At 43.9% G+C, this 24743-nt stretch carries 19 protein-coding genes and 1 riboswitch; all 19 genes read right to left on the bottom strand.

Annotated features, from left to right (window positions below; genetic code table 11):
• Positions 1-6: 6 nt before the first annotated feature.
• On the bottom strand, positions 7-1287 hold the full coding sequence (locus tag V6D44_RS01610) for an acetylornithine deacetylase (protein ID WP_087992131.1): 1281 nt from the start codon (positions 1285-1287) through the stop codon (positions 7-9).
• 85 nt (positions 1288-1372) lie between these two features.
• A riboswitch (TPP riboswitch) is annotated at positions 1373-1474 on the bottom strand.
• Between the two features lie 12 nt (positions 1475-1486).
• Entirely contained in the window at positions 1487-2281 is a 795-nt protein-coding gene (locus tag V6D44_RS01615; protein ID WP_087992132.1) for an ABC transporter ATP-binding protein, read from the bottom strand.
• Between the two features lie 147 nt (positions 2282-2428).
• Positions 2429-3211 carry an RNA polymerase sporulation sigma factor SigG gene (gene sigG / locus V6D44_RS01620; RefSeq protein WP_003221449.1) on the bottom strand — a complete coding sequence of 261 codons (783 nt, stop codon included), beginning with the start codon at positions 3209-3211 and terminating at the stop codon, positions 2429-2431.
• 139 nt (positions 3212-3350) lie between these two features.
• On the bottom strand, positions 3351-4070 hold the full coding sequence (sigE, locus tag V6D44_RS01625; protein WP_003221446.1) for an RNA polymerase sporulation sigma factor SigE: 720 nt from the start codon (positions 4068-4070) through the stop codon (positions 3351-3353).
• A 62-nt stretch (positions 4071-4132) separates the two neighbouring features.
• Positions 4133-5062, bottom strand: coding sequence for a sigma-E processing peptidase SpoIIGA (spoIIGA, locus tag V6D44_RS01630; protein WP_202327736.1), 930 nt, complete (start codon positions 5060-5062; stop codon positions 4133-4135).
• Between the two features lie 193 nt (positions 5063-5255).
• Positions 5256-9557, bottom strand: a complete 4302-nt coding sequence (locus V6D44_RS01635; RefSeq protein ID WP_253269076.1) for a S8 family peptidase — start codon at positions 9555-9557, stop codon at positions 5256-5258.
• Between the two features lie 299 nt (positions 9558-9856).
• On the bottom strand, positions 9857-11005 hold the full coding sequence (gene ftsZ, locus V6D44_RS01640) for a cell division protein FtsZ (RefSeq protein ID WP_087992134.1): 1149 nt from the start codon (positions 11003-11005) through the stop codon (positions 9857-9859).
• 35 nt (positions 11006-11040) lie between these two features.
• Complete coding sequence (gene ftsA, locus V6D44_RS01645) at positions 11041-12363, bottom strand: cell division protein FtsA (RefSeq protein ID WP_087992135.1); 1323 nt, start codon at positions 12361-12363, stop codon at positions 11041-11043.
• Between the two features lie 174 nt (positions 12364-12537).
• Positions 12538-12903, bottom strand: coding sequence for a small basic family protein (locus V6D44_RS01650; RefSeq protein WP_087992136.1), 366 nt, complete (start codon positions 12901-12903; stop codon positions 12538-12540).
• Between the two features lie 17 nt (positions 12904-12920).
• Positions 12921-13628, bottom strand: a complete 708-nt coding sequence (locus V6D44_RS01655) for a DUF881 domain-containing protein (RefSeq protein ID WP_087992137.1) — start codon at positions 13626-13628, stop codon at positions 12921-12923.
• Positions 13629-13650: 22 nt separating this feature from the next.
• Entirely contained in the window at positions 13651-14346 is a 696-nt protein-coding gene (locus V6D44_RS01660) for a DUF881 domain-containing protein (protein WP_087992138.1), read from the bottom strand.
• A complete protein-coding gene (gene divIB / locus V6D44_RS01665) occupies positions 14343-15134 on the bottom strand; it encodes a cell division protein DivIB (RefSeq protein ID WP_087992139.1) in 792 nt (263 codons plus the stop codon). Before divIB ends, V6D44_RS01660 begins: the two co-directional genes overlap by 4 nt.
• 129 nt (positions 15135-15263) lie before the next feature.
• Positions 15264-16175: a UDP-N-acetylmuramate dehydrogenase gene (gene murB, locus V6D44_RS01670; RefSeq protein WP_202327700.1), complete on the bottom strand. Its 912-nt coding sequence runs from the start codon at positions 16173-16175 to the stop codon at positions 15264-15266.
• A 31-nt stretch (positions 16176-16206) separates the two neighbouring features.
• A complete protein-coding gene (gene murG / locus V6D44_RS01675) occupies positions 16207-17298 on the bottom strand; it encodes an undecaprenyldiphospho-muramoylpentapeptide beta-N-acetylglucosaminyltransferase (RefSeq protein WP_253269075.1) in 1092 nt (363 codons plus the stop codon).
• 120 nt (positions 17299-17418) lie between these two features.
• Positions 17419-18519, bottom strand: coding sequence for a stage V sporulation protein E (gene spoVE, locus V6D44_RS01680; RefSeq protein ID WP_014663887.1), 1101 nt, complete (start codon positions 18517-18519; stop codon positions 17419-17421).
• Positions 18520-18579: 60 nt separating this feature from the next.
• Positions 18580-19935, bottom strand: coding sequence for a UDP-N-acetylmuramoyl-L-alanine--D-glutamate ligase (gene murD / locus V6D44_RS01685; RefSeq protein ID WP_253269074.1), 1356 nt, complete (start codon positions 19933-19935; stop codon positions 18580-18582).
• On the bottom strand, positions 19936-20910 hold the full coding sequence (gene mraY, locus V6D44_RS01690) for a phospho-N-acetylmuramoyl-pentapeptide-transferase (RefSeq protein WP_087992144.1): 975 nt from the start codon (positions 20908-20910) through the stop codon (positions 19936-19938). It abuts the gene before it with no gap.
• Positions 20911-21021: 111 nt separating this feature from the next.
• Positions 21022-22506, bottom strand: coding sequence for a UDP-N-acetylmuramoyl-L-alanyl-D-glutamate--2,6-diaminopimelate ligase (locus V6D44_RS01695; RefSeq protein ID WP_087992145.1), 1485 nt, complete (start codon positions 22504-22506; stop codon positions 21022-21024).
• 173 nt (positions 22507-22679) lie between these two features.
• Positions 22680-24620 (bottom strand): stage V sporulation protein D, encoded by a 1941-nt coding sequence (locus V6D44_RS01700; protein WP_087992146.1) that lies wholly within the window; start codon positions 24618-24620, stop codon positions 22680-22682.
• Between the last annotated feature and the right edge of the window lie 123 nt (positions 24621-24743).

Here is a 24743-nt window from a genome sequence, read left to right on the forward strand (position 1 = left end):
TCATGGTTACTGTTCTTTTTTACCGCTGCACCATCTAATGATAAAATCGAGCATGATTTTTGTGTAATCCACCAGCTGCTCAATCGATACCTCCTCGTTCACAGAGTGTGCATTGTGCAGATCGCCAGGACCGTAGATCACGCTTGGAATCCCGGCATTAAACAGCCATCCCCCGTCTGTAACGGATTGAGAAACGTCAATAACCGGATGCTCCCGTTTCACTTCCTCATGAGACGCTGTAAGCGCTAAGACGCCTGGGTGGCTGGGGTCAACTTCCAGTGCCGGAAAAATTTCTCCTCTGTCTTCAATCATAGATGAGCCTCCCCACTTAAAAACAGGACGGTTTTCCCTAAGCCAAATATCACTGTCGCTCAGCCGGTTGATGTAATCTTCTATTTCAGCTGCCACTTGGTCATGGGTTTCATTCGGGTAAAAATGGACCGTAATCCACAGCCGGCACTCGTCCGCTATAAAAGCCGCATGTCTGCCGCCTTCAATAACAGCCGGATTAATGGTATTTGTGCCGGGTTTAAAGCCATGGTAACTTTTCATAATGGACCAGTGGCGCTCAAGTTCACCGAGTCCCGCAATGATTTTTGCCATTTTTTCAATTGCGCTTGCCCCGAATGTGCCTCCTCCTGCGTGAATCATATTCCGCCTCGTCCCATCATGAAACGTTTGACTGCTTTTGATTTCGATCCAGCCTGTAATGACACCTCCTTGGCCTTGAATATGCATATCGCTCGTATCCGCGACAACTGCAAAATCAGCATGATAGCCCCTCTTGCAGCATTCAAGCGTGCCGGCTTCTCCGACTTCCTCCCCAATCACCGATTGCAAAATCAAATCACCGGGAAGTTCAATGCCGGCTTCACGAATCAATTTGACCGCAAACAGCACACACGCCAACCCGCCTTTCATATCTGAAGCGCCTCGTCCGATTAAGAAACCGTTTTTTTCAATTGGGTGAAACGGATTATGCTCCCAATCCTCATTCTCTTTTACCTCTGCAACATCTACATGGCCATTGATGATCAGGCTATGATAACCGGCTGAATCCATTCCTCTAAGAAGACCCACTACATTGGGATCTCCCGGGTACACGTCCCATTTATCGATCGAGAATCCCATGTCATGTAAAAACCCTGCAATCCATGACTGGACGCCGTCTGTATTCCTTGCAGGCGGAGCAGGTGTCTGATAAGAAATCAGCGTTTTTGCAAGCTCAATCAGGTCCCCCTTTTGATCTTCCGCCTTTTTGATCAGAGAGTCTATTTGTTGATTCAATGTGATCCGCTCCTTTCTTAAAAATCAAAAAGCCGTTTCATATGTTATGAAACGGCTCGATAAAAACAGACAGAGTCCTATGTACTCCGCTTTTTCACCGCTTCCCTCCGCTGGCATGATCCAGATCAGGTCAAAAGGGTTGAGACAATGTCTCTCTCAGCTTCGAAAAGCACCCCTAGGATGAGTCTGTATGTGTTTGTCAGGCATTTGTTATCGGCTCGGCTCTTGTTAAAAACGGCCGACCCTGATTCCATAATACATGGATTGGCGTATCAAAAAAAGCCGAGAGTATGTGATCAGTAAGCATTTCTTTTATTTCTCCGGATTTAAAGACCTCTCCCTGTTTTAACAAAAGGGCTTTGTCAAAGACCGGCAAAATTTCTTCCGCATGATGAGTCACATAAAGGATCGATGGCGCATTTTCTTTGTTTGCAATGTATGTAATCGTGTCTAACAGCTTTTCCCGGGCAATAAAATCCAGCCCTGTGACCGGTTCGTCCAGTATCAGCAGCTCCGGATCCGCCATTAGCGCTCTTGCAATCAAAGCTCTTTGTTTTTCTCCTTGAGAAAGGGTTTCATAGCGGCGGTCGGCATATTCAATCGCTCCCAAGTCCTCTAACAAACCAATCGCTTTTTCCCTGATTTCCGCACTTGGTGTTTCATATAATCCAATTGAAGCGTAAGCGCCGCTCAAAGCAATTTCAAATGCTGAATCTGCCGGATAAAATTTTTGCTGAAGAGCCGCTGAGACGAGGCCAATTTTCCGTCTGAGCTTCTCCCCAAGCTCTGTTTTGCCAAATTCATGGCCAAGCACCTGCATCTTGCCCGATGTTGGGAAATAATATGAGCAAAGCATATTTAACAGTGCGGTCTTTCCGGCGCCATTCAGTCCGTAAAGCACCCAATTTTCCTTTTCTTCCACCCTCCAATGGATATCCCTCAGTATCCATTTCCCATTTCGTTTTAATGAGACATTGTCAAGCTGCAAAATCATCGTGGTCCTCCTCTTTACTGCCTTCTATAATTATTTAAATTTTCATAAAACTTCGTACGAACTAGGATACCTTATTTTTTCCAAAACGTAAACCGTCCGAAATCAATAGAAAGCCTTTAAAACAAAAATTGTTTTAAAGGCTTTACATTATTGATGGATATTCTTATTCATTTGTTTGATAGCCGCTTTTTCAAGCCTGGACACCTGCGCTTGGGAAATCCCGATTTCCTCGGCTACTTCCATTTGTGTTTTCCCTTGGAAGAACCGCTTTCGCAAAATCATTTTTTCCCTATCATTCAGTCTTCTCATGCCCTCTTTTAAAGCCAGCTCTTCAATCCATTGTGAATCTTTATTGCGCTCATCACTAATTTGGTCCATCACATAAATCGGGTCTCCGCCGTCGTTATAAATCGGTTCAAATAGAGAAACCGGATCCTGAATGGCATCAAGCGCAAATACAATTTCTTCATGCGGTACTTCAAGAACTTTTGCGATGTCTTCTGCAGTCGGCTCCTTGCTTGTCTCACTGATTAACCGCTCTCTTACTTGAAGTGCCTTGTAAGCGATGTCCCGGAGTGATCTTGAGACACGAATCGGGTTATTATCGCGTAAATACCTGCGGATCTCTCCGATTATCATAGGTACAGCGTATGTTGAAAACTTAACATTGTGGCTTAGGTCAAAATTATCAATGGATTTCATTAGTCCGATGCAGCCGACCTGAAATAAGTCATCAACATACTCTCCTCTGTTATTAAATCTTTGAATGACACTTAAGACAAGACGCAAGTTCCCGTTTACAAGCTTTTCTCTCGCTGAATCATCGCCTTCATCCTGCAGCTGCCTAAACAGCTTTCTCATCTCTTCATTCTTGAGTACTGGTAATTTGGAGGTATCCACCCCGCAGATTTCGACTTTATTTCTCGACACTTTTTTCCCTCCCTACAGGAGCTGCTGTACAACGTTAAGTATCTCCTTGGGTGGGAAAAATATGCACTGCACTCAGATCGAAAAACAGTCGAATTCAGGAAATCCCTGTAAAATCAAGGGTTCTATACTATAAAAAATTTTACACCATTTTGTTGAACTCTTTTCTCAATCTTTTTATTATTCTTTTCTCCAGACGTGAAATATAAGACTGGGAAATTCCCATCATATCCGCTACATCCTTTTGGGTCTTTTCTTCTTCGCCGACAAGCCCAAACCGCAGCTCCATGATTTGCTTTTCCCTCTCATTAAGCTGTTCAAGCGCTTTTTTCAAAAGCTTTTTATCTACGTTAGCTTCTATGTCTTTTGTGATAATGTCATCGTCCGTGCCGAGCACATCAGAAAGCAACAGCTCATTGCCGTCCCAATCAATATTAAGCGGCTCATCAAAGGAAACCTCTGACCGGATTTTGTTGTTTCTTCTTAAATACATCAGGATTTCATTTTCTATACAGCGTGAGGCATAGGTCGCCAGCTTGATTTTCTTTTCTGGATTAAACGTATTCACAGCTTTGATTAATCCGATGGTGCCGATGCTGATTAAATCCTCTATATTAATTCCTGTATTTTCGAATTTACGGGCGATATAGACGACCAGACGCAAATTGCGTTCAATCAAAATGGCGCGAGCCGCCTGATCGCCGTTTGGAAGCTTCATTAACAGAACCTGCTCCTCATCTTTAGATAATGGAGGAGGCAGGGCTTCACTCCCGCCTATGTAATAGACTTCATCACTTTTCAGCCCAAGTTTCATCAGCAGCTTATACCAGAGGTGCGTCAATCGCAATTTCAGTTTTTTCATCTTCCTCTCCCTTCTAAATGTCACGTCGTTTGAGTATGATAAGTAACGGACATTTGCGAACATTATGAGACGTGTTTGATGGCCTTGCCCGAGAGCATTTTAGGATGAATAATGGCGTCAAACTCGCCATCTGCAGATAGCTTTGTTGTGCTGATGCCGATTAAGCATTTATCCGCAGAAATCATTTCTTGTTTTGTCATAATCGTTACGTGATCCGGTTTAACGCATAGTAAAAATTGATTTTGCTGACCTACTCCTCTGTATGGAATCAGCCTCATTTTATCCAAAAAGCGAAATGAATCATCGAGCTGCTGAGTGGCTTCCAATGGATCTGTGTTTCGAATGATCATCGTTTCGGCTGCTCCGAAAATCGGTTCCAGTTTATCAAGGTGAATAATCATGACAGGCGTTTTAGTAAGCGGATCGTACAGCTGATTACCGGAATCAACCAGCCCTCTGACATGAAGCGTTTGGCCGCCCAAATCAGCCTGTACGCTGACTCGTTCCTCATATTGAATGTTTTTTGTTTCAATCTCTTCAATTCTTCTCTTAGAAAAAAACCATAACACTGGAAAGCCAGCAACAATAAACAACCAGCTGATCGGGTCTCCAAACCCTGTTTGATTTGTCATCATGACACCATTTCGAACAACGGAATTGGTCTGCAGCAAAGAATGGGCTCCAATCATTCCTCCCCCCATTAAAAAAGTCGCAAAATAAAAGGAAAACAAATTTTGAAAGAAATAACGAAATCTTTTAAAGCCAAATGTCACCATCACAATAACAACTGAAAAAGCCAGCTTACCGGCCGGATGTTCAACGATCGGCGAAAAAGGAGTAAACATCAATAGAACAATACTTGAACCGATGAACGCTCCGCCTAGCAGTCTTCTTTTTTTCACATGCCGTTTTAAAATAAATGCCGTGAGCAAAAGCAAAAGTGCATCAAAGCAAAAGTTCAATAGCCAAATGACATCTAAATAGATTTTCACATCTGACTCCTTTCTTTCTTGCATGACGCTGTTCCCCTTCTTGTTTCATAAGTATAAATCAAGCTCTGTGGGAAAGTCTGTCAATTAATGTTGAGAGGAAAATACAATTTTTCAGGGATAACTGCTTAATTTGTCGAGGGAATAAATGAGAGTATACATAAAAAAGCTGCCCTTGACGGCAGCTTTTTTACACTTAATTTCCAGTATTGATATAGAGTTTTCCGTTCGCTGTTTTTCTTGTTTCATTTCCATAATCATCACGTACAATCACTTCTACTTTTGCTCCGTTTGCTTTAATAGAAGAAGTGGCTGTCCAATAGCCTTCATATCGCCCCGGAGAAATTTCTCTTAACGGGAGCTCGGTGGCGTTTTGCACACTCGCTCTTGCATTTGTCAGCGGCATACGAATGACAAACGTTGCATCCAAGTCTTTAGCGCTTGAGAAAGCGATTTTCACAGATTCACCGGCTTTTAAGATTTTGTCCTCTCCCGGGATCAATCCGGAGATGACAAGCTGGTCATAGTTGACATCAATGACAGCCTTTTTCTTCGTTTTGTTGCCTGCTAAGTCTGTTGCTGTCACCTTGATTTCATTGCTTCCGTTCTCCAAAAGAATACGAGCTGAGTATGAACCATCAGTGACCGTTGCTTTTTTGCCATTCACTTTGACTTCTTTCAGATTGTCATCGGATACAGACCCTTTGACAGTCAGCGCTTCTTTATTTATTTTCTCGCCATCCTTTGGATTGTCCAGCGTCAATTCTGGCTTGTCTTGATCAAGCGTGACCATGACAGGGCTGGAAGCATCCGTAGTCCCATTGTCTGTTGATGCCGTGGCCGTCAGCTCATTTTCACCCTCGCTGAGTGATACGCCTGCCTGAAACGTGCCATCCGCCGCAGCTTTCGCCTCTCCTGCTTCTTTCTTTCCATTATAAATGTGTACCGTTGTTCCCGGAGAAGCTTTTCCTTTTACGGTGACGTTCTCCTTATTTGTGTATGATTTGTCTGCCGGTGAAGTGATCTCAGGTACAGCCGCTTCATAATCAACTAATGCGCGGATCATATAGTTGCCGTCAGCTTCGTCACCCGGCTGCCATTCTCCGTCTATATACTGCCAGTTGCGGCCGGAATTCTGACCGGTTTCATCCATTGCCAGACCTGGTGAATATGGATCTGGTTTCGACTGGATATATACGAGATAAAAATCTTTATCGACCATAATCCCTTTTGAACTGAGATCTACCTTGGTCCATTCGCCATTGCGAAGGGCTTCAGCGTTAAATGGCCCGGCAATTTTCTTGCCCGGTGCGCCATCTTCTCCTGTAGCATCGTATACCTCAACCTTAAACTCTGTGCCGCCAGGATCAGGGAACTCTGTATCCCAGAATCTAAACAGTCCTCCTGTAAGCATGCCTTTGTCTTTGCCGTCAGCCAATGTCATTTTGACAGCCCATCCGTTACCGGCTGCAAAATAGGAATTGGCATTCTCCGCCGTTCCATCATCATATGCAATCTCACCCGGATAACCGACGAAAGGCTTCAGTACAGTTTCCTTCACAACATTACCTTTTAAATTAACGGAAAATTCATCGCTGTAATAACCTGGTGCAGCGACTTTAATCGTATAGGCGCCTTCATAGGCCTCAAGCGTATATTCACCTTTGTCATTTGTTGTAGCCGGTTCAACCGCAGCATCCTCCACAACATAAACAGAGGCTCCTTTTACCGGCTCTCCTGTCGTTTTATTGATGACCGTGCCTTTTAATGTGCCCTTCTTCATTTCTTCTAACGTAAAATTAGCTGGTGTCGTCTGATCTGCCTGCAGAGAAACCTTTTGTGTTTTCGATTGATAACCGTATGCTTCTGCCATAAGCGTATAGTCTCCCGCTTTGTGCGTCAGCGTGTACTGCCCTGTGGATTGATCTGAATATGTTGATTTCCCTGTTTCCATAACACTGACTTGCGCCCTGAGCGGCAAAATTTGAGGCTGTATCTCTTTACTCTGGTTTTTTACCGCTGTGTTTGCAGATGGCTTAGCTTTTTTCGGATTCACTGGCTTTTTCTTTTGCTTTCCAGACGGCTTTTCAACACCCAGCTTATTCTTTTTGGCTGTTTTTCCGGCCGATTTGTCAGAAAGCACTACATCATCAATGTACCAGCCCTCTTTTGCAATGCTATCATCGGATTGAAGATTAAACATGACTTGAATGTTTTGACCTTTATAAGCGGATAAATCAATTTCTTCGTCCATCCAGCTTGATGTCTTTCCATTATAGACGCCAGCCTGCTCCCAATTCTTCTCACCTTCAGGCAAAACAAAAACATAGCCATAATCAAAATCATTCTCTAAATTGTGCCAGCTTTTAAATTGGAGAAACAGGTTTCCTGAATCCGGCACTTTAACAGGAGGCATCACGAGATTCATGTTTGCTGAGTTGCCATAGTTTCCTGCCAGGTCTGTTCCGTATACTTTTTCTCCGGAAGCTGCTGTATTTGGGCCTGCTGACGGAACTCCCCACTCCCAGCTATTATTTGTGCCACTCGCAATCCAGCCGCCGGGTTCAGTTTCAAAGTCCTGCTTATAGCCCGCCGTGATGCTTGGTTTCACTGTTACATCATATGTGTCAGACTCAACGACATGGCCGCCAAAATCCTGAATCATCCACTTATAGCTTAGTGCAGCTCCTTTTACGTTTGGGATCTCCGCCTGATACGTTCCTTTCAAGTGATCTCCGCTGATTCGTTTAGCCGTTACTTCAGTCCACTCGCCTTGATCCAGCTTATAGGACAGTTTGACAGATGTCACACTTACATTGTCTTCAGCTGTCAAAGTCAGCGGCAGGTTCGCGCCTTCATAGGCTTCTGTTACTTTCTCATGCTGATAGACAGGAGGCTCTTGATCATCTCCCTCTACAGAGACCTGTCCTTCTGCTTTTCCTAAACCATCTGTAACAGCTGATACAGCGTCAAAAGCGTTCACCAAACCATGGCCGTATCCGTTATTCGGAGAATCGGGAAATGTTGAATCCGTCAGCGGTTCAGCCGTGCTGGTTAAAATATCCTCCATCTCATCAACAGAAAGTGAGGCATCCGCCTGTTTCAGCAATGCAGCAACAGCGGACACATGCGGTCCTGCCATTGATGTGCCGTCCCATCCGTCCTCATATGTCTGGCCGGGAACGGAAGAGCGAATATTAACGCCAGGTGCAGAAATTTCCGGCTTTATTTCATCATATGGAGATGGCCCTTGGAGAGAAAAGTCAGCAAGCTTTTTGTTAATATCAGTCGCTCCAGTTGCAAACGATTCCGGATAGTTTGCTGGGTTTGCGATAGAACCAGGCCCGCCCGGAATAAAGATATCTGTATTTCCCGCTGAAAACTCAGGGAAAATATCGGCCGCACGCCAGGCATTGACCATGTCTCTGTACCACTCATCAAGTCCTGAGCCTCCACCCCATGAGTTATTGACAACATCAGGAGCCATTTCCGGGTGAGGATTTCCATCTGCGTCCTTTGGAGCTAAAACCCATTCACCGGCTTCCAAAATGTCAGCATCAGTGCCGCCATCTTCGGAGAACGCTTTAACAGCAATCCATTTTGCGCCTGGCGCTACACCGATTTGATTTGTTCCATCGGGTTCTGATCCCACCATCGTACCTGTCACGTGGGTTCCATGAGCCAAATCATCATAAGGACTTGCTTCGCCTGCTACGGCATCATACCAATTCATTTCATGATCCGGCTCATCAGGACTTTCCGGATTATATCCACGATATTTCTCTTTTAAAGCCGGGTGGTTCCATTCCACACCTGTATCAATGGACGCGACAACCGTGCCAGTTCCGTCATATCCAAGTGCCCAAGCTTTCGGGGCGTCGATTTGGTCTACATTCCATTCCACACCGTCAGTTGCTTTGACAGCTTTTTGCGCTTTTTTCATATTAAATGGAGAGGATGATTTAAACAGCTGCCGTTTCTCATTTGGAAGCACCTTTTCCACTTCGGAGAACTGCGCCACTTTTTCCATCACTTCTTTTGAAGCATGAACAGCGATCCCATTCACTACATAATAAGAGTGAATTTGGTCTGCATTCCCCTTGTTTTTCTGGCTGTTCAAGTATGTTAAGACATCTCGCTGGGATTCATCGGCTGTGACTTTTAAAGATGACACCACGGCCGAACGCTTTTGATATTCCGTCTTAGCTGCAGTCAGCTTCTTCGATTTCGCTTTTTTAACAGCCGCTTTTGCCGCTTTTTTTGTGTCAGCTTGATCTTTAAATTTAATCAGAAAGGTCGTTTTTTCTTTCTTTTTAAAGCTTTTCTTTAATGAACTCGAGATCTTGTTCTGAATGGATTCAGCAGATTGAAGCTCCTGTTTAACAGAAGCTGAGGCGCTTTTGCTGCTTGCTCCGGCTACACCCGGAAAAAGCATTGAACCAATGACAACCGTACTTAAAACAGAGCTGATGAGTCTGTTTTTCGTTTTTCTCCTCATTTTTATCCCCCTTTTTCAACATGCTTTGAAAAAAATGTCGTCCCTCCTTATAAAAATGAATGGTTTGTCAGAGCATCGCTGTACGTTAACTGTAGACAATCTCTATTACAGATATTGTCGTTTTATGTCACCTTATTTCCATAAATATGAAAACAATAAAATTGTCATGGGATTTAAATGGGTCTAATGGCCTGATTTATTTTTATGTGAAGGAAGGCATAAGGAAAAAGACTTTATATAGAAGAAATGTTTTGGAGAAAACAAAAAGGACAAAATCGAAAACGATTTTGTCCTTTACATTAGCCGCGTTTATTTCGGTTTCTTAAGAATGTCGGGATGTCAAGCGTATCATCAGCCGGCTGTGAGGTATGACGGCTTACTGTGTTTTGTTGCTGAGGCTCCTCACGTTTTGGCTCACGCTTTGGAGCACTTTGATTATTTGTTTTGATGCTTTGGTTTAAGCTTGGACGTTGAGATTTCGTCACGTCCTTCTCTTGTTCAATGAAACCAGTCGCAATCACTGTCACCACAATCTCGTCTTTTAGATTTTCATTGATAACAGAACCGAATATCATATTTACGTCTTGGTCAGACGCAGAAGCGACAATGTCTGCTGCTTCCTGAACTTCATACAGGCTGAGATTTGTGCCCCCAGTGATGTTCATGAGAACGCCTTGCGCACCGTCAATGGCCGCTTCAAGAAGCGGGCTGGAGATTGCCTTTTTCGCTGCCTCTGCCGCGCGGTTTTCTCCAGTTGCAATACCGATACCCATCAAAGCAGATCCTTTGTTTGACATGATTGTTTTCACATCAGCAAAGTCAAGGTTGATAAGACCAGGTGTCGCAATCAAGTCTGAAATACCTTGAACCCCTTGGCGGAGTACGTTATCCGCTTCACGGAATGCTTCAAGCATCGGCGTGTTTTTATCAACAATTTCAAGGATTCGGTCGTTCGGGATCACGATCAGTGTATCCACCGCTTCTTTCATTGCTGTGATTCCGCCTGCAGCCTGAAGCTGTCTTTTGCGCCCTTCAAATGTAAACGGTCTTGTAACGACTCCGACTGTTAATGCGCCTAAGTCTTTCGCGATTTGTGCGATAACCGGTGCGGCACCTGTTCCTGTTCCGCCCCCCATACCAGCTGTCACGAATACCATGTCAGCGCCTTTTAATGCTTCTTCAATCTGCTCTTTGCTTTCTTCAGCGGCTTTTTTTCCGACTTCAGGATTCGCACCTGCTCCCAATCCTCTAGTCAGTTTTGCGCCGATTTGCATTTTTACTTCTGCTTTTGACAGGTTAAGAGCTTGAGCGTCCGTATTTACCGCGATGTACTCTACTCCTTGCACTTCATTTTCAATCATTCGGTTAACGGCGTTGTTACCGCCGCCTCCTACTCCGATTACTTTAATTGATGCTAAGCCGTCTATGTTTGTTTCGAACTCCAACATGCTAAATCCTCCTAATCTGCCGAATGACTATCTATCTATTCCCAAAACATGCTTAATAGTTTTTTCATTTTGCTCTGTTTATGATGTTCGGCTTGTGTTTTTTGTTTTCCTTTTGGCCGCTGCTGCACCTCATTTTGGTAATGATGCTGCTCTTGTTCCTCTGATGATGAGACTGCGATTTCCTGTATCGCTTCTTCAGGCATCTTGAAGCCTATTTTTCTGCCTTGGATTCTTGCATTTCGGCAGGCGAATTGGATCATGCCCACTCCCGTCATATATTGAGGATCTCTTACACCGATATAATTCGGGCTTGCCACTCTGACATTGTTTTGCAGCACATCCTGTGCCAATGACATGACACCCGGCATTGCTGCTTGTCCCCCTGTCAGCACGAAGCCTCCCGGCAGATCGGTAATTCCCATACTGCTAATCTCTTCTGAAACAATTTCAAGAATTTCTTCTACTCTTGCTTCAATGATGTTCGCTGCTTCCTGCTGTGTAAATGTTTGTTTTTGATTGGTGCCGATAACGGTTACCTCAAATACTTCATCTTCCGAGGCTTCGTCATAGTAGGCATGTCCAAATTGCTTTTTCACGCGTTCTGCTTCTTCTGTTGACGTTCTCAATCCGATGGAGATATCTTTGGTGATATTTTCGCCTCCGAGTGGAATAACACGGGTAGAAGTCAGATGTCCGTTCTCGAATACGGCAATGGTTGTTGACCCTCCCCCTATATCAATGAGAGCCACTCCAAGATTTTTCTCGTCCTTTGACAATGCAGCAGAACCGGCTGCCAGCGGCTGAAGACAAATATCAGTTATTTCAATACCGGCTCTTTCAACACAGCGAAGCAAGTTATGTAAAATTGTTTTTGAACCGGTGATCAAGGTGCCCTCTACTTCTAAACGCACACCAAGCATTTTTTTCGGGTCGGTGATTTCATCTCTTCCATCTACGATAAACTGTTTAGGAATGACATCCACAATCAGCTGTTCGTGCGGTACTGACACAACCTGTGCCGCCTCCATGACTCGGCGCACATCTTCAACCTGAATTTCTTTATTTTCACTGGAAACTGCTACAACACCGTTTGTATCTTGAATATTGATATAATTTCCATTAACGCCGACAATAGCTTTTCTAAGCGGAAAACCTACCATTCTTTCAGCTTGGTCAAACGCTTTTCTTATAGAATGAACAGTTTCATCTATATCAACGATTGAGCCTTTTTTCAACCCTTCAGACGGTACATTTCCCACACCGATAATATTTAGGGAATCATCTGTCATTTCTCCGACGATCACTTTTGTATTGGACGTACCGATGTCAAGACTGACGTAAAGTTCATTGTTGTTCATTCTATGGCACCTCCTCACATTTCAATCATTTCTATTCTATTATTTGCGGAACAACAATACAATGAATGTGGCTTTACAAGTGTGTAACAAAAAATAACAACGGAATATTCTTTATGTGCTCTTCACATTTTATGTTTATTGAAAATATTCGTTATATCCTATGTATATCCTCTTTTATATCACATTTTTTTTATTTTTTTTAGAAAGAGTCCACTTTGTTAGTAGATTTCTTCTGATCACGGCAATATTCTGAAATAATCTGACTCCAAATGCGAATATACCTGCTAAATACAAGTCTACACCAAGATGGACTCCCAGAAAAGCTAAACTTATTGCCAATATAATATTAAAAAAGAAACCGGAAACAAATACCATTTCATCATATGTACCTTGTAAATGCGCCCTGATTCCGCCGATTAATGTATCAAGTGCGGCAAGCACCGCAAGCGATAAATAGTTTGAGTATTCACTCGGTATCGTTAAGTTTGTCATCAGTCCAAGCGCAATTCCGAGCACCAGCCCCAATACGGGCAGCCACATGACGGTTCTCCTCCTTTTCAGTCTTTAAGCGGTTTTAGCCGTTGTACATCCAATGGCCTGTCATATGCTTTTAATGTCAGTTCGCTTTCAGATTTACCGGCTTTAAATGCTAAATTTTCAGATGCAAAGAGATCCTCAAGGCCTGATCCCTTCACTCTGCTGTACAGCATGTCCGGATCTTTGGCAAGCACATTTACTGTTAAAGGATAATCGTCAAGGCCGTATCCGTCTATTTTCGTTGTGCCGTTTATATCCCTTATGACTGTATGATTCACAACTCTTCGCTCATTAATAGAGATTTGTTCTGCACCGAAGGAGTTGAGTTCATTGATCAGCTTCTTCAGCAAATCCGGAGGCGGATTTTTGATCGGCTCTCCTGTTAAACTTTCAGAAAAAAGCGGGGATATGGTGATGACAATTCCGCTACCTGTTATATCGGTCATGCCGGCTGTTTTTTTTAAGGTTTGCAAGGTATTATTGAGCGCGGTTTCTTTTGTCATTTCTTTCGTTTGCGAATAGCTATTCAGCAATTTATCATATTTGTTTATTTCATCCAGCAGCTTTTCCTGCTTCTTCTGCTCTGAAGTCAGCTCTTCCCTTATATCCCACATATCTCTTGTGTCTCGGACTTTGGGGTGCTTTAATGAGTTAAACTGAACAGCTATCATGATGCCGAAGATGATCATAAGCACACTGATGCTTATGAAGGAACGCTTTATTTTCAATCTGTTTCACCCGCTTTTTCAGTCATTCCTTCGTTTTCAGAATCGGTTTCATTTGAACGTTTTTCTCTTTTTCTGCGGAAACAGAAATATGATCCATTGACAGCTGATCGATCAGGCCTCCTGCTATATTTAACGAAGGCAGCAGAACATCAGGATCTCCAATAGCTGATATCGTAAACGGAGCGGGATGCTGCACTCCGTCTACCGTTACAACGGGACCGTTGCACTTGATATAGGAATCATGTGTCAAACGCTGGCCATTAACGGCAACAGCCGCCGCACCCGAAATATACAGTTCGTTTACCACTTGAAAGATATGGCTTTCGTGAACGATGTAACTGTTCACATTCTCCCCTTCCGGTATGTACGACGCATCTTCCAAGGTCACCTCAACGCCCTCTCCCTGCACACCGACTTCCCCAATATACATTCTGTATTTTTCTGTATCTTCAAGGACGTTATAGTATTCCGTCTTTTCTTTTTTCAGCTTATTTTCTGCCTGACGGACTTTGTTTTGCTTTTGATACAATTCTTTTTCAAGAGTCTTATTTTCTTTCTCCTGTTTCAACAGTTCATCTCTCAGCGCATATTCTTTTTTCCACTCTTCTGACTCAGCCGCTCCTTTTTCATTTTCTTTAGTTATTTGAAAAGAAAATGAAATCAAAAAGCCTGCGATAAGCATGATCAAAGAAAGAAGGACTGCTGATTTGCCCCTCAATTTTCATCTTCCTTTTTAGCAGATTTATCGTTTTTTCCAAACTCTTCAAAATAGGTGGCAACTTCTAAATGAATAATTCCCTTTTTACTGCTGCTAAGCTGTGAAATGATAGAAGGATACGTTTTCATTCGGTCTGCAAAGGTTTTTATAGACGCAGTGACAACATAACCGTCGTTCATGTACAATTTAATACGGTTTTCATCCATTTTTACAGGTGTATAGTAGATTTCTGATATTGACTGTTTTAACGAATTTGACAAAGCATTAAGCTGCTTAGCCATTTGAGAGCGTTTTTTTGCGTTAGTCCAATTCACCAAAATCGGTCCGGCATCATCCGGCGTTACTTCGTTTGGCAGAACGGAACCATTTTCAAGCACTTCATAGTACACATTGTCTTTTTCTAAATAAGCAATCGCTTTATATTCTTCGATCGCAATGTTGATTTTATTAGGAAGCGATTTGCTGATCTCCGCTTTTTTCACTAATTTATTTTGCTGAATCTTCTTTTCTGTTTTTTTCTTGTCCAAACTCCAAAACTCGGTATCTCCGCTGTTGATATCGGAAAGGTCAATAATTTCCTTTTTGGATACATTCTCATTCCCTGTTACAGAGATTGTCGATACTTTACTGATTGGCGTCTGCAGATACACAATGACCAACACCATCATAAAAAAGAGCATAATAAATGAAATGAGACGGCGGTTTGCCTTCTGTTTCCGCTGCTCTTTAATTTTAGGAATCCGTTCTTCAATGTTTACGATTTTTTCTCGGTCATGCCCCGGGTTCATTGCCTGTTCACCTCATTCAAATGAAACAGCTGTTAAAAGTCTGTCTATTCCAAAACAAACGGCATACTATGATGCCGTTTGTCGTTTGCTTACAGTATATCATATGAACAGCTTCAGTCAGAACTTGAATCAGCGATTTTCGCCGATGATTTCAACCTCTGTATGCATATCAATCTCGTATTTTTCACGAATTGTCTTTTTCACATGGTCAATGAGATCAAGCACATCTTTTGCTGATGCTCCGCCCGCATTGACGATGAAGTTTCCGTGCATCTCCGAAATCTTTGCACCGCCGATTTGATATCCTTTCAAGCCTGCTTTTTCTACAAGGTTTCCGGCATGATTTGGAAGCGGATTTCTGAATATGCTTCCCGCACAAGGGCTTGAATACGGCTGTGTATTTTTTCTGTAGTCTTTATTGCTTTGCATTTGCTGAACGATTGATTCCTTATCCTTCTGCTCCAGCTGCAGAACCGCTTCAAGGCAAACGCCCGGACGTTTCTGTTGCAATACAGACGTTCTGTAGCTGAAATCCATCTGCTCATTTGTCAGCCACTCAATCGTGCCGTCTTCAAATAAAATATGCGCTTTGACGAGGATTTCGCTCATATCAGAACCGTGAGCGCCGGCATTCATATAAACCGCTCCGCCGATTGATCCTGGAATACCCGCAGCAAATTCCAAACCGGACAGGCCTTTTTTGCTCAATGATGTAGCAAGACGGACCACTGAATAACCGCCTCCGACCGTTACTTGTTCCCCGTCAAGCTCCAAATGGTCAAGGCCTGCCCCCAGCTTAATCACTACGCCTCTGATTCCCTCATCTAAAACGAGAAGGTTTGACCCGCGGCCGATGACTGTCCACTCCACATCATATTTTTTAATAACGTCCATGATATTTTTGACAGCATCTACACTGCTTGGAATCACCAATACATCCGCAGGGCCGCCGATTTTCATCGTTGTATGATTCGCGAGCGGTTCATTTGCAAGAACCTTGCCGACTTCGCGTTCTTTTAATTCCTGTATCACTTTCTCCATCGTAAACCTCCGCATTCCATTTGCTTTTCTATTACTTTTTCAATTCTTCGAGTACGCTGTATAAACGGGCAGCCGCGTCAGGAACACCGAGTGACTTTGTCCGTTCGCTCATTTCCGTTAACGTTTGCTCATTCAGTACAATCCGGTCAAGCGCAGCAATCAGCTTTTCCCCGCTTAGCTCTGTTTCTTTCAGAACAATCGCCGCATCATGCTGGCCGAGAGATCTCGCATTGACCTCCTGGTGATTCGCTGTTACATATGGGCTTGGGATCAGAACACTTGGGATTCCGAGAGCCGTAATTTCGGCAATCGTTGTCGCCCCGGCTCTGGCCACAATGACATCAATGGCCTTTAAATACTCCGGCATTTGATGAAGAAATGGCTTGGTGACCATATTATCAGCGGCACCCTTGCTTTTCAGCTCATTCATCACTTTTTCATAGTGAACTTCACCGGTGATATACAGCACTTGGTAGTCTCTAGTTTTCAGCGCATTCTGCATATCAATAACAGCACGGTTAATCGGTGCGGCGCCTCGGCTTCCGCCGAAGATTAAGACCGTTTTTTTCTCTTCAGAAAGCCCAAATTCCGCCATCGATCGGCCCGTCTTTATTGAGACGACTTCAGAGGCTCTCGGGTTTCCCGTAAATACCACTTTCTCGCTAGGAAAATGTGATTTTGCTTCTTCAAAACAGATCGCTACTTTATTAACATATTTTGAAAGAAACTTATTCGTGATGCCCGGCAGGCTGTTTTGTTCATGGACAATAGTCGGCATTCCCATTTTCGCAGCGGCATAGACAACCGGCCCGCATACGTAACCGCCCGTTCCGATCACGGCATCAGGCTTAAATTCCGCTAAATACGATTTGCTCTTTTTTACGCCCTTCAGAAAACGCATCACAGTTTTGACGTTTTCAAATGACAGCTTTCTCTTAAAGCCTGTAATTTCAATTGAACGAAACGGTATATTCTCCCGTTCAACAATTTTTTTCTCCAGCCCGTTTTCTGTTCCGATATATAAAAATTCCACTTCAGGATGACGGCGCTGCACTTCTTTAATAAAGGCAAGAGCAGGATAAATGTGTCCTCCTGTACCGCCTCCGCTTATTGCAATTCGCATATCTCTTCCCCCAGTCTAAGTTTCTCTATAACATAGCGATAACCCTGTTTTGTTGGACAGGGTTATCGCATCAATTGTTTCTCAGGCTTCCTGTTCACAGGACGCTCGGCAATACATTCATTAATACCTCGAGTATCGGCTCACGTTCAGCAGAACGCCGACGGCCATCAGCATCAGGGTCAATGAAGAGCCTCCGTAGCTCAAAAACGGCAGCGTGATGCCTGTTACCGGAATAAGGCCCGTTACTACACCAATATTAATCATGACTTGAATGGCAATCATTGAAATAATGCCGACTGCGACAAAGCTTCCGTACAGATCAGGTGCGCCGAGGGCAATTCTGATCCCTCTCCACAGCAGGACGCTGAAGAGGAGCAAAATAAGGGTCCCCCCGATAAAGCCAAGTTCCTCTGACAATATGGCGAAAATAAAGTCTGTTTGCGGCTCAGGCAGATAAAAGAACTTCTGTCTGCTTTGTCCTAGCCCCATTCCGAACAATCCGCCGGGCCCCACCGCATAAAGCGATTGAATGATTTGAAAACCGCTGCCGAGCGGATCTTCCCACGGATTTAAGTAGGAGGTAATCCGCTTAATTCGGTATGGAGCCGATAGTACCAGTCCAACAAATCCGCTGAGTCCGATCAGCCCGAGAAAAACGAAATGGGCGATGCGCGCGCCGGCTACAAAAATCATGACAATACAAGTCCCAACCATTACTGTCCCTGTTCCAAGGTCAGGCTGGCACATGATAATCAAAAACGCTGAAAACACGATGCCAAGTGCCGGGATAAATCCCCGTCTGAATGATGTTATGTTTTTTTGCTTTTCAGAGAGAAATTTAGCAAGGAATGCAATCATCGCAAGCTTCATAAACTCTGAAGGCTGTATGCTGAATGCCCCGACCCCGATCCAGCTTCTTGAGCCGTTCCGCACCATGCCGACGCCTGGTATCAAAACAAGCACAAGGAGGAAAAAGCAAATAACCATCAATAATTTGGACCATGTCCTCCACGTCCAATAATCAACATTCATGATAAAAAACATGGCAATAACGCCGATTCCCGCAAACAGCAGCTGCCGTTTCGCGAAAAAGAAAGAGTCGTCAAATTTATAATCCGCCCATACGGCACTCGCACTGTACACCATAATTAATCCGATTGTTAATAATAATAGCGTAATGATGACCAATAACAAATCAGGCGATGTTTTTTTAGTAGTCAAAGCAACCGACACCCCAAGCTTAAAGTCATTAGGGCTGCCGATTTACTTCAAGACAAGCCCTTACTTAAGCATATGCACGGCATCTATAAACATGTCACCGCGTTCTTCAAATGTTTTGAATTGATCCCAGCTCGCACACGCAGGTGACAGCAGGATGACATCGCCTTCATTTGAGAGCGCAAACGCCGCAGATACTGCTTGTTCAACATTATCGACACGTTTGACATGTTGTATTCCCATCTCATTGCCGAGCTTCTCGAGTTTCGGCGCTGTCTGGCCAAATGTTAGCACTGCTTTGACATGCTTCATATACGGTTTTAAATCGTCAAAACCATTTCCGCGATCCAGTCCGCCCGCAAGCAGAATGACCGGTTTGTCAAAAGCTGAAAGCGCCTTGGTTGTCGCCAAAATGTTTGTTGCTTTACTATCATTATAAAACTTGCGGTCTTGCACTGTTGTGACATATTGGAGACGGTGCTTGACGCCAGTAAAGCTTGTCAGCACCTTTTTGACTGCTTCGTTAGACACTCCTGCCGTTTTCACAACTGCAATGGCAGCTAAAATGTTCTCCATGTTATGTGCGCCGGGCAGCACAACCTCTTCCAGAGGAAGAATGGCTTCACCGTTGAACATCATCATACCGTCTTTTACATAAGCGCCCTTTTCAAGCGTTTTGCTGACTGAGAATGGGATGACTTCGGCTTTTCCGTCTTCAGCCAGACGCACGACAGTTTCATCATTCTGATTAACAATGGCTTTATCTGAAGCTTTCTGATGAAGATACACTTTCTGCTTCGCTTTTTCATAGTTTTCTCGTGTATGGTGATAATCCAAATGAGCGTCAAATATGTTTAAAATCAAGCTGATTTCCGGTCTGAAAGCGTGTGTTCCCATCAGCTGAAACGAAGAAAGTTCAGTAACGATCCATTCATCCCCATCAGCATGATAAGCCACTTCGCTTGCGACAGTGCCGATGTTTCCGGCAATCAGCGCTTTTTGCGAGTCAGCTTTGAGCATTTCATAAATCAGCGTTGTCGTGGTTGTTTTTCCATTCGATCCGGTAATCCCGATAAACTTGGCGTTTGTCAGGTAGTAAGCGAGCTCAATTTCCGTCCAAACCGGGATGCCTCTTTTTTCCGCTTCCTGAACCATAATATTTTCATATGGAATGCCGGGGTTTTTGATCAGAACCGTGATTTGATGCTGATCGAACAGAGAAACAGGATGCTCTCCGCAAACAACCTCAATGCCTGCTTCAGAAAGCTTTTGCGCTGGTTCGTTTTCTTCAAAAGGTTTTTGGTCATTGACTGCAACATACATGCCTTTTTCATGAAGAATAGATGCCGCCGCATACCCGCTTTTCGCGAGCCCAAGGATTAAAAAATGCTGATTCTGTAAAAATTGATCGTTTTCCACTTATAACCACACCTCGATGTAAATTCCTAAAACGGCAAGTAAAAGTCCCGCAGTCCAAAACGTCACGACGACTCTCCATTCAGACCAGCCGACAAGCTCATAATGGTGATGCAGCGGACTCATTTTAAAGATTCGTTTACCTGTCGTTTTAAAGCTGATGACCTGCAGAATAACGGATAATGTTTCGATAACGAATACACCGCCGATGATAACAAGCAGGATCTCTAATTTCGTTAAAATAGCAATGGTAACGATGGCTCCTCCCAATGCCAGTGATCCCGTATCTCCCATAAAGACTTTGGCCGGATGAGCATTAAATACAAGGAAGCCCAGCACCGCACCGACAACGGCAACTGAGAAAATCGCTACGTCATATTGAGACTGATTCCATGCCAGGATGGCAAAGGCGCCAAAAGCAATCGCAGCCGTACCGGATAATAAACCGTCAAGACCGTCAGTCAGGTTAACCGCATTTGATCCGCCGACAAGCATAAAGAGCACCAGGATAAAGTAAGCCCAGCCAAGATCAAATGATAAATCAGTTCCAGGCACGCGAATATCCGTCGCGAAATTGTAGTAATGGTACACGGCATAAAATACAACCGCAATGATAATTTGTCCGATCAGCTTTTGCTTTGACGTCAATCCAAGGTTGCGCTTCATGACGACCTTGATGTAATCATCTAAAAAGCCAAGCAAACCGTAGCCGAGCGTAACAAACAGAAGCAGCACCATTTCCGGGCTTATTTCTGAAAACTTCTGTGTCATCACAATTGTTGTCACAATGATAGAAAGTATGATCATGACCCCGCCCATTGTCGGCGTCCCTGATTTTTTCTGATGTGATTTCGGTCCTTCTTCTCTAATACTTTGGCCGAATTTTAATCTTCTTAAAAACGGAATAAGAATCGGAGAGAGCAGAACACTAATTAAAAACCCCATTAAAATTGTAAACAGAATGACTTGCTCAAGCATTGTCCTTTTCTCCTCCTGTTTCTTTCAAACGACATACGTAGTTATCATATTCATGATCTTTTTCCATATGAAAAATCTTTTGAAGCTCCATTATGCAATAACATCTCTTTCCTATGAATTTGTCTTATTCTTATTGAGTTCGACAATCGCTCTCGCCGCCACTTCAGCATCGTCAAAATCGAAGGTTTCGTTTCCGATCTGCTGATAGGTTTCATGCCCTTTTCCTGCAATGAGAACAACATCGCCTTTTTTGGCATTGGCAATCGCGAAAAAGATCGCTTGCTCGCGGTTTGCAATGCTATGGTAGTATGCATTCTCTACTCCAGCTTCCATATCTCTTAAAATCGCGCGGGGATCTTCGCTTCTCGGGTTATCTGAAGTGAAAATCGGTTCGTCAGCCAGCTCCGCAGCGATTTTAGCCATTTTCGGGCGTTTTGTCTTATCTCTGTCTCCCCCGCAGCCGACAACGACAAAAAGCTTACCTTCTGTCATGTCTTTGCATGTCTTCAGTACATTTTCAAGGCTGTCCGGCGTATGCGCGTAATCAACAATGACTGGAAACTCCTGCTGCTGATTAACCAATTCAAAACGGCCTCTTACGCCATGCAATTCTTCAACCGCTTCAGTGATCGTTTCAAACGGTATGCCTGCTGCAATACATGTTGCAACAGCTGCCAGCACGTTATACACGTTAAACTGTCCGACGAGCGACATTGTGATATGTTTAGTGCCTTTGTTTGTCACAAGATCAAATCTTGTGCCCTGTGCCGTGATATTGATGTTCTTCGCCATCACATCAGCGTTGTTTTTTATTCCGTATGTACAAATATGCGCTGCGGTCACCTTTTCAAAATAAGCGCTCGCCTCATCGTCAGCGTTCAGTACGGCACGCTTTGGATGTTCATGGTCGAAAGCCCCGCCAAGCTGAGAAAAGAGCAGGCTTTTTGCCTGTCGGTACTCATCCATCGTTTTATGATAGTCCAGATGGTCCTGCGTTAAATTCGTAAACACGGCAATATCATAATCACAGCCATGAACACGACCTAAAGACAATGCGTGAGAAGAAACCTCCATGATGGCAGTGTCAACTTGCTTGTCATTCATTTTCTTAAACGTTTTCTGCAGTGTGACGCTTTCAGGTGTCGTGTTTTTAACGGGAAGTGTTTCTTCGCCGATTTTCATGTACATTGTGCCGATTAAGCCTGTGCGTTTTCCCGCTTTTTTCAGAATCTCATCGACCATGTGGGTCGTTGATGTTTTTCCGTTTGTGCCTGTGATCCCGATCAGCTGAAGCTTCTTTGTCGGCTGTCCGTAAAACGCATCAGACAAAACGCTGAGCGCTCGCAGTGACTGCCGGACAATAATGACAGGCACATCCACATCAAGCTCTCTTTCTGCCACAATAGCCGCTGCGCCGCTTTCTGCTGCTTTTTGCGCAAAATCATGGCCATCCACCGTATACCCTTTTACACATACAAAAAGACTCCCTTTCTTTACTTCCCTGGAGTCCATCTCAATTGAAGTTATTTCAGGGTCTTGTGAGTCGTTTACAGAAGGTTCGGTTGTTAAGTATGTAAGCAGCTTTGTCAGTTTCATCGTATCAAACCTCTCAACATTCTAATTCGTTCTTTTTATCATTGAAGTCACGTCAATTGATGTGATAATGATTTTAAGCATACAGTTCATATTTTAGCGTAAATAAAAGGATACATCCAGCTAATCTTGAAAGATCATATCATTTTTCTGCAATAAAATATAGGCAGCCCGAATCAATCGGCTGCCTCCTTTTCATCCTCTTCAGTCAAATAAACGCGTATCTTTGAGCCCTCTTTTACTTTCGTTCCGGCAGCTGGCGATTGTTTCACGATTTTGCTTCCTTTCCCGGAAGCATCGACATTGAGATTCACCAAAAGTGACTCAAGTTCTGAGACAGACATCCCTACAACATTCGGAACTTCTACTGTTTTTGTGTCGTTCCATTTGTATTTTTTCTCAATTTGATTTTTCCGAGGCTTGACACCAATCTCAGGCAGGCTGTCTCTCATAATATTCCCGACAATAGGCGCTGCAACCGTTCCGCCAAACTGAATCGTGCCTTTCGGGTTATCCACCGCGACATAGACGACAAGACTCGGATCGTCAGCCGGCGCGAAACCGATAAATGATACAACATGGTTGTTTTCAAGGTATTTTCCATCTTTAACCTTTTGTGCAGTTCCCGTTTTTCCGCCGACACGGTATCCTTCTACAAATGCGTTGCGGCCGGTGCCTTCTGCGACAACGCTTTCTAAAGCATAGCGGATTTGTTTGGAGGTTCCCTCTGAAATGACTTGTTTCTTGGCGATTGGCGATTGTTTTTTGACCGTTTTTTTCGTTACAGGGTCGATCCATTCCTTTGCAATATAAGGTGTGTAAAGCGTTCCTCCGTTTACAGCGGCAGATACGGCTGCAACCTGCTGAATCGGCGTGACAGATACCCCCTGCCCGAAAGCCGTAGTCGCTTGTTCGACCGGACCTACTCTGTCAAGCGGGAATAAGATTCCTGTTCCCTCACCTTGCAGATCAATTCCTGTTTTTTGGCCGAAACCAAAGTCTTTGATATATTTGAAAAGCTTATCCTTGCCTAGGCGCTCGCCCAATTCAACAAACCCCGGGTTGCAGGAATTCTGTACAACTTCTAGAAACGTCTGCAGCCCGTGCCCGCCTCTTTTCCAGCACCGCAGTCTCGCTCCGTCCACTTCCACATGCCCTTTATCATAAAATTGATCACGTTTCAAATTTACTTTTTGCTCTTCAAGAGCTGCTGCAAGTGTAATAATTTTAAAGGTAGATCCCGGCTCATACGTGCTCCACACCGGCAGATTCCGATTGTAGACGGACGGATCGACTGATTGATAATCAGCAGGGTCAAAGTCAGGCCTGCTGGACATTCCCAATATTTCTCCGTTTTTCGGATTCATGGCCACGGCAATCATACCGTCTGGATGATATTTAGCCTCAGCGTTATCAAGCTCTCTTTCCATTATCGTTTGAACCTTTGAATCAACTGTCAGCTTCATATCAAGCCCGTCCTTAGGCGGTGTATAGTCGTCCGCTTCATCAGGCATCTTCTTTCCTTTGGCATCTGTATAAAACTTAACAGAGCCCTTTTCCCCTTTTAAATCATCATCGTAATAAGCTTCTAGACCAAGGAGACCTTGGTTGTCAATTCCGGCAAATCCAAGCACATGAGACAAAAAGCTACCGAACGGGTAATGGCGGATACTGTCCTCCGCCACATACACACCTTTTAAATCGAGCGCTTTGATTTCTTTCGCCTTTTCATTTGAAATCTTTCTCCCTTCAGGAGTGATCTTTTCGATTGACGTTTTTTTGGTCACGTGCTTATATACTTTTTCTTCTGACATGTTTAAAACCGCCGCAAGCTGCTTGCTCGTTTTCATCGGATTCTGAACTTGGCGCGGCACGACGAATACGGTCGGCGCGCTTTTGTTTGTTGCGAGCTTCACACCGTTGCGATCAAGGATCTCGCCTCTCTCCGGCTCGAACGGCAAATTCCTGCTCCAAGAATCCTTTGCCAGCGAAGTCAGTTTCTCACCCATCACAAACTGAACATACCCCAGCCTTGTATCAATGATCAGAAACACGATCACGCCAAAAAGCAAAACAAATAATAAACGTTTTCTAACCGTTACATTCGAGACGCGCAAGAGACCGTTCACTCCTTATTTAAGCTTGTTTCATTTTATGCCTGAACTTGGACAAGTAGAACGATGCTCCTCTGAAGGTATAAAAAAAGAAAGCCTGCATAGCAGGGAAATCCCCAGCAAGCT

This window comes from Bacillus sp. 0209A, assembly GCF_036765095.1.
GTDB classification, from domain to species: domain Bacteria; phylum Bacillota; class Bacilli; order Bacillales; family Bacillaceae; genus Bacillus; species Bacillus subtilis_G.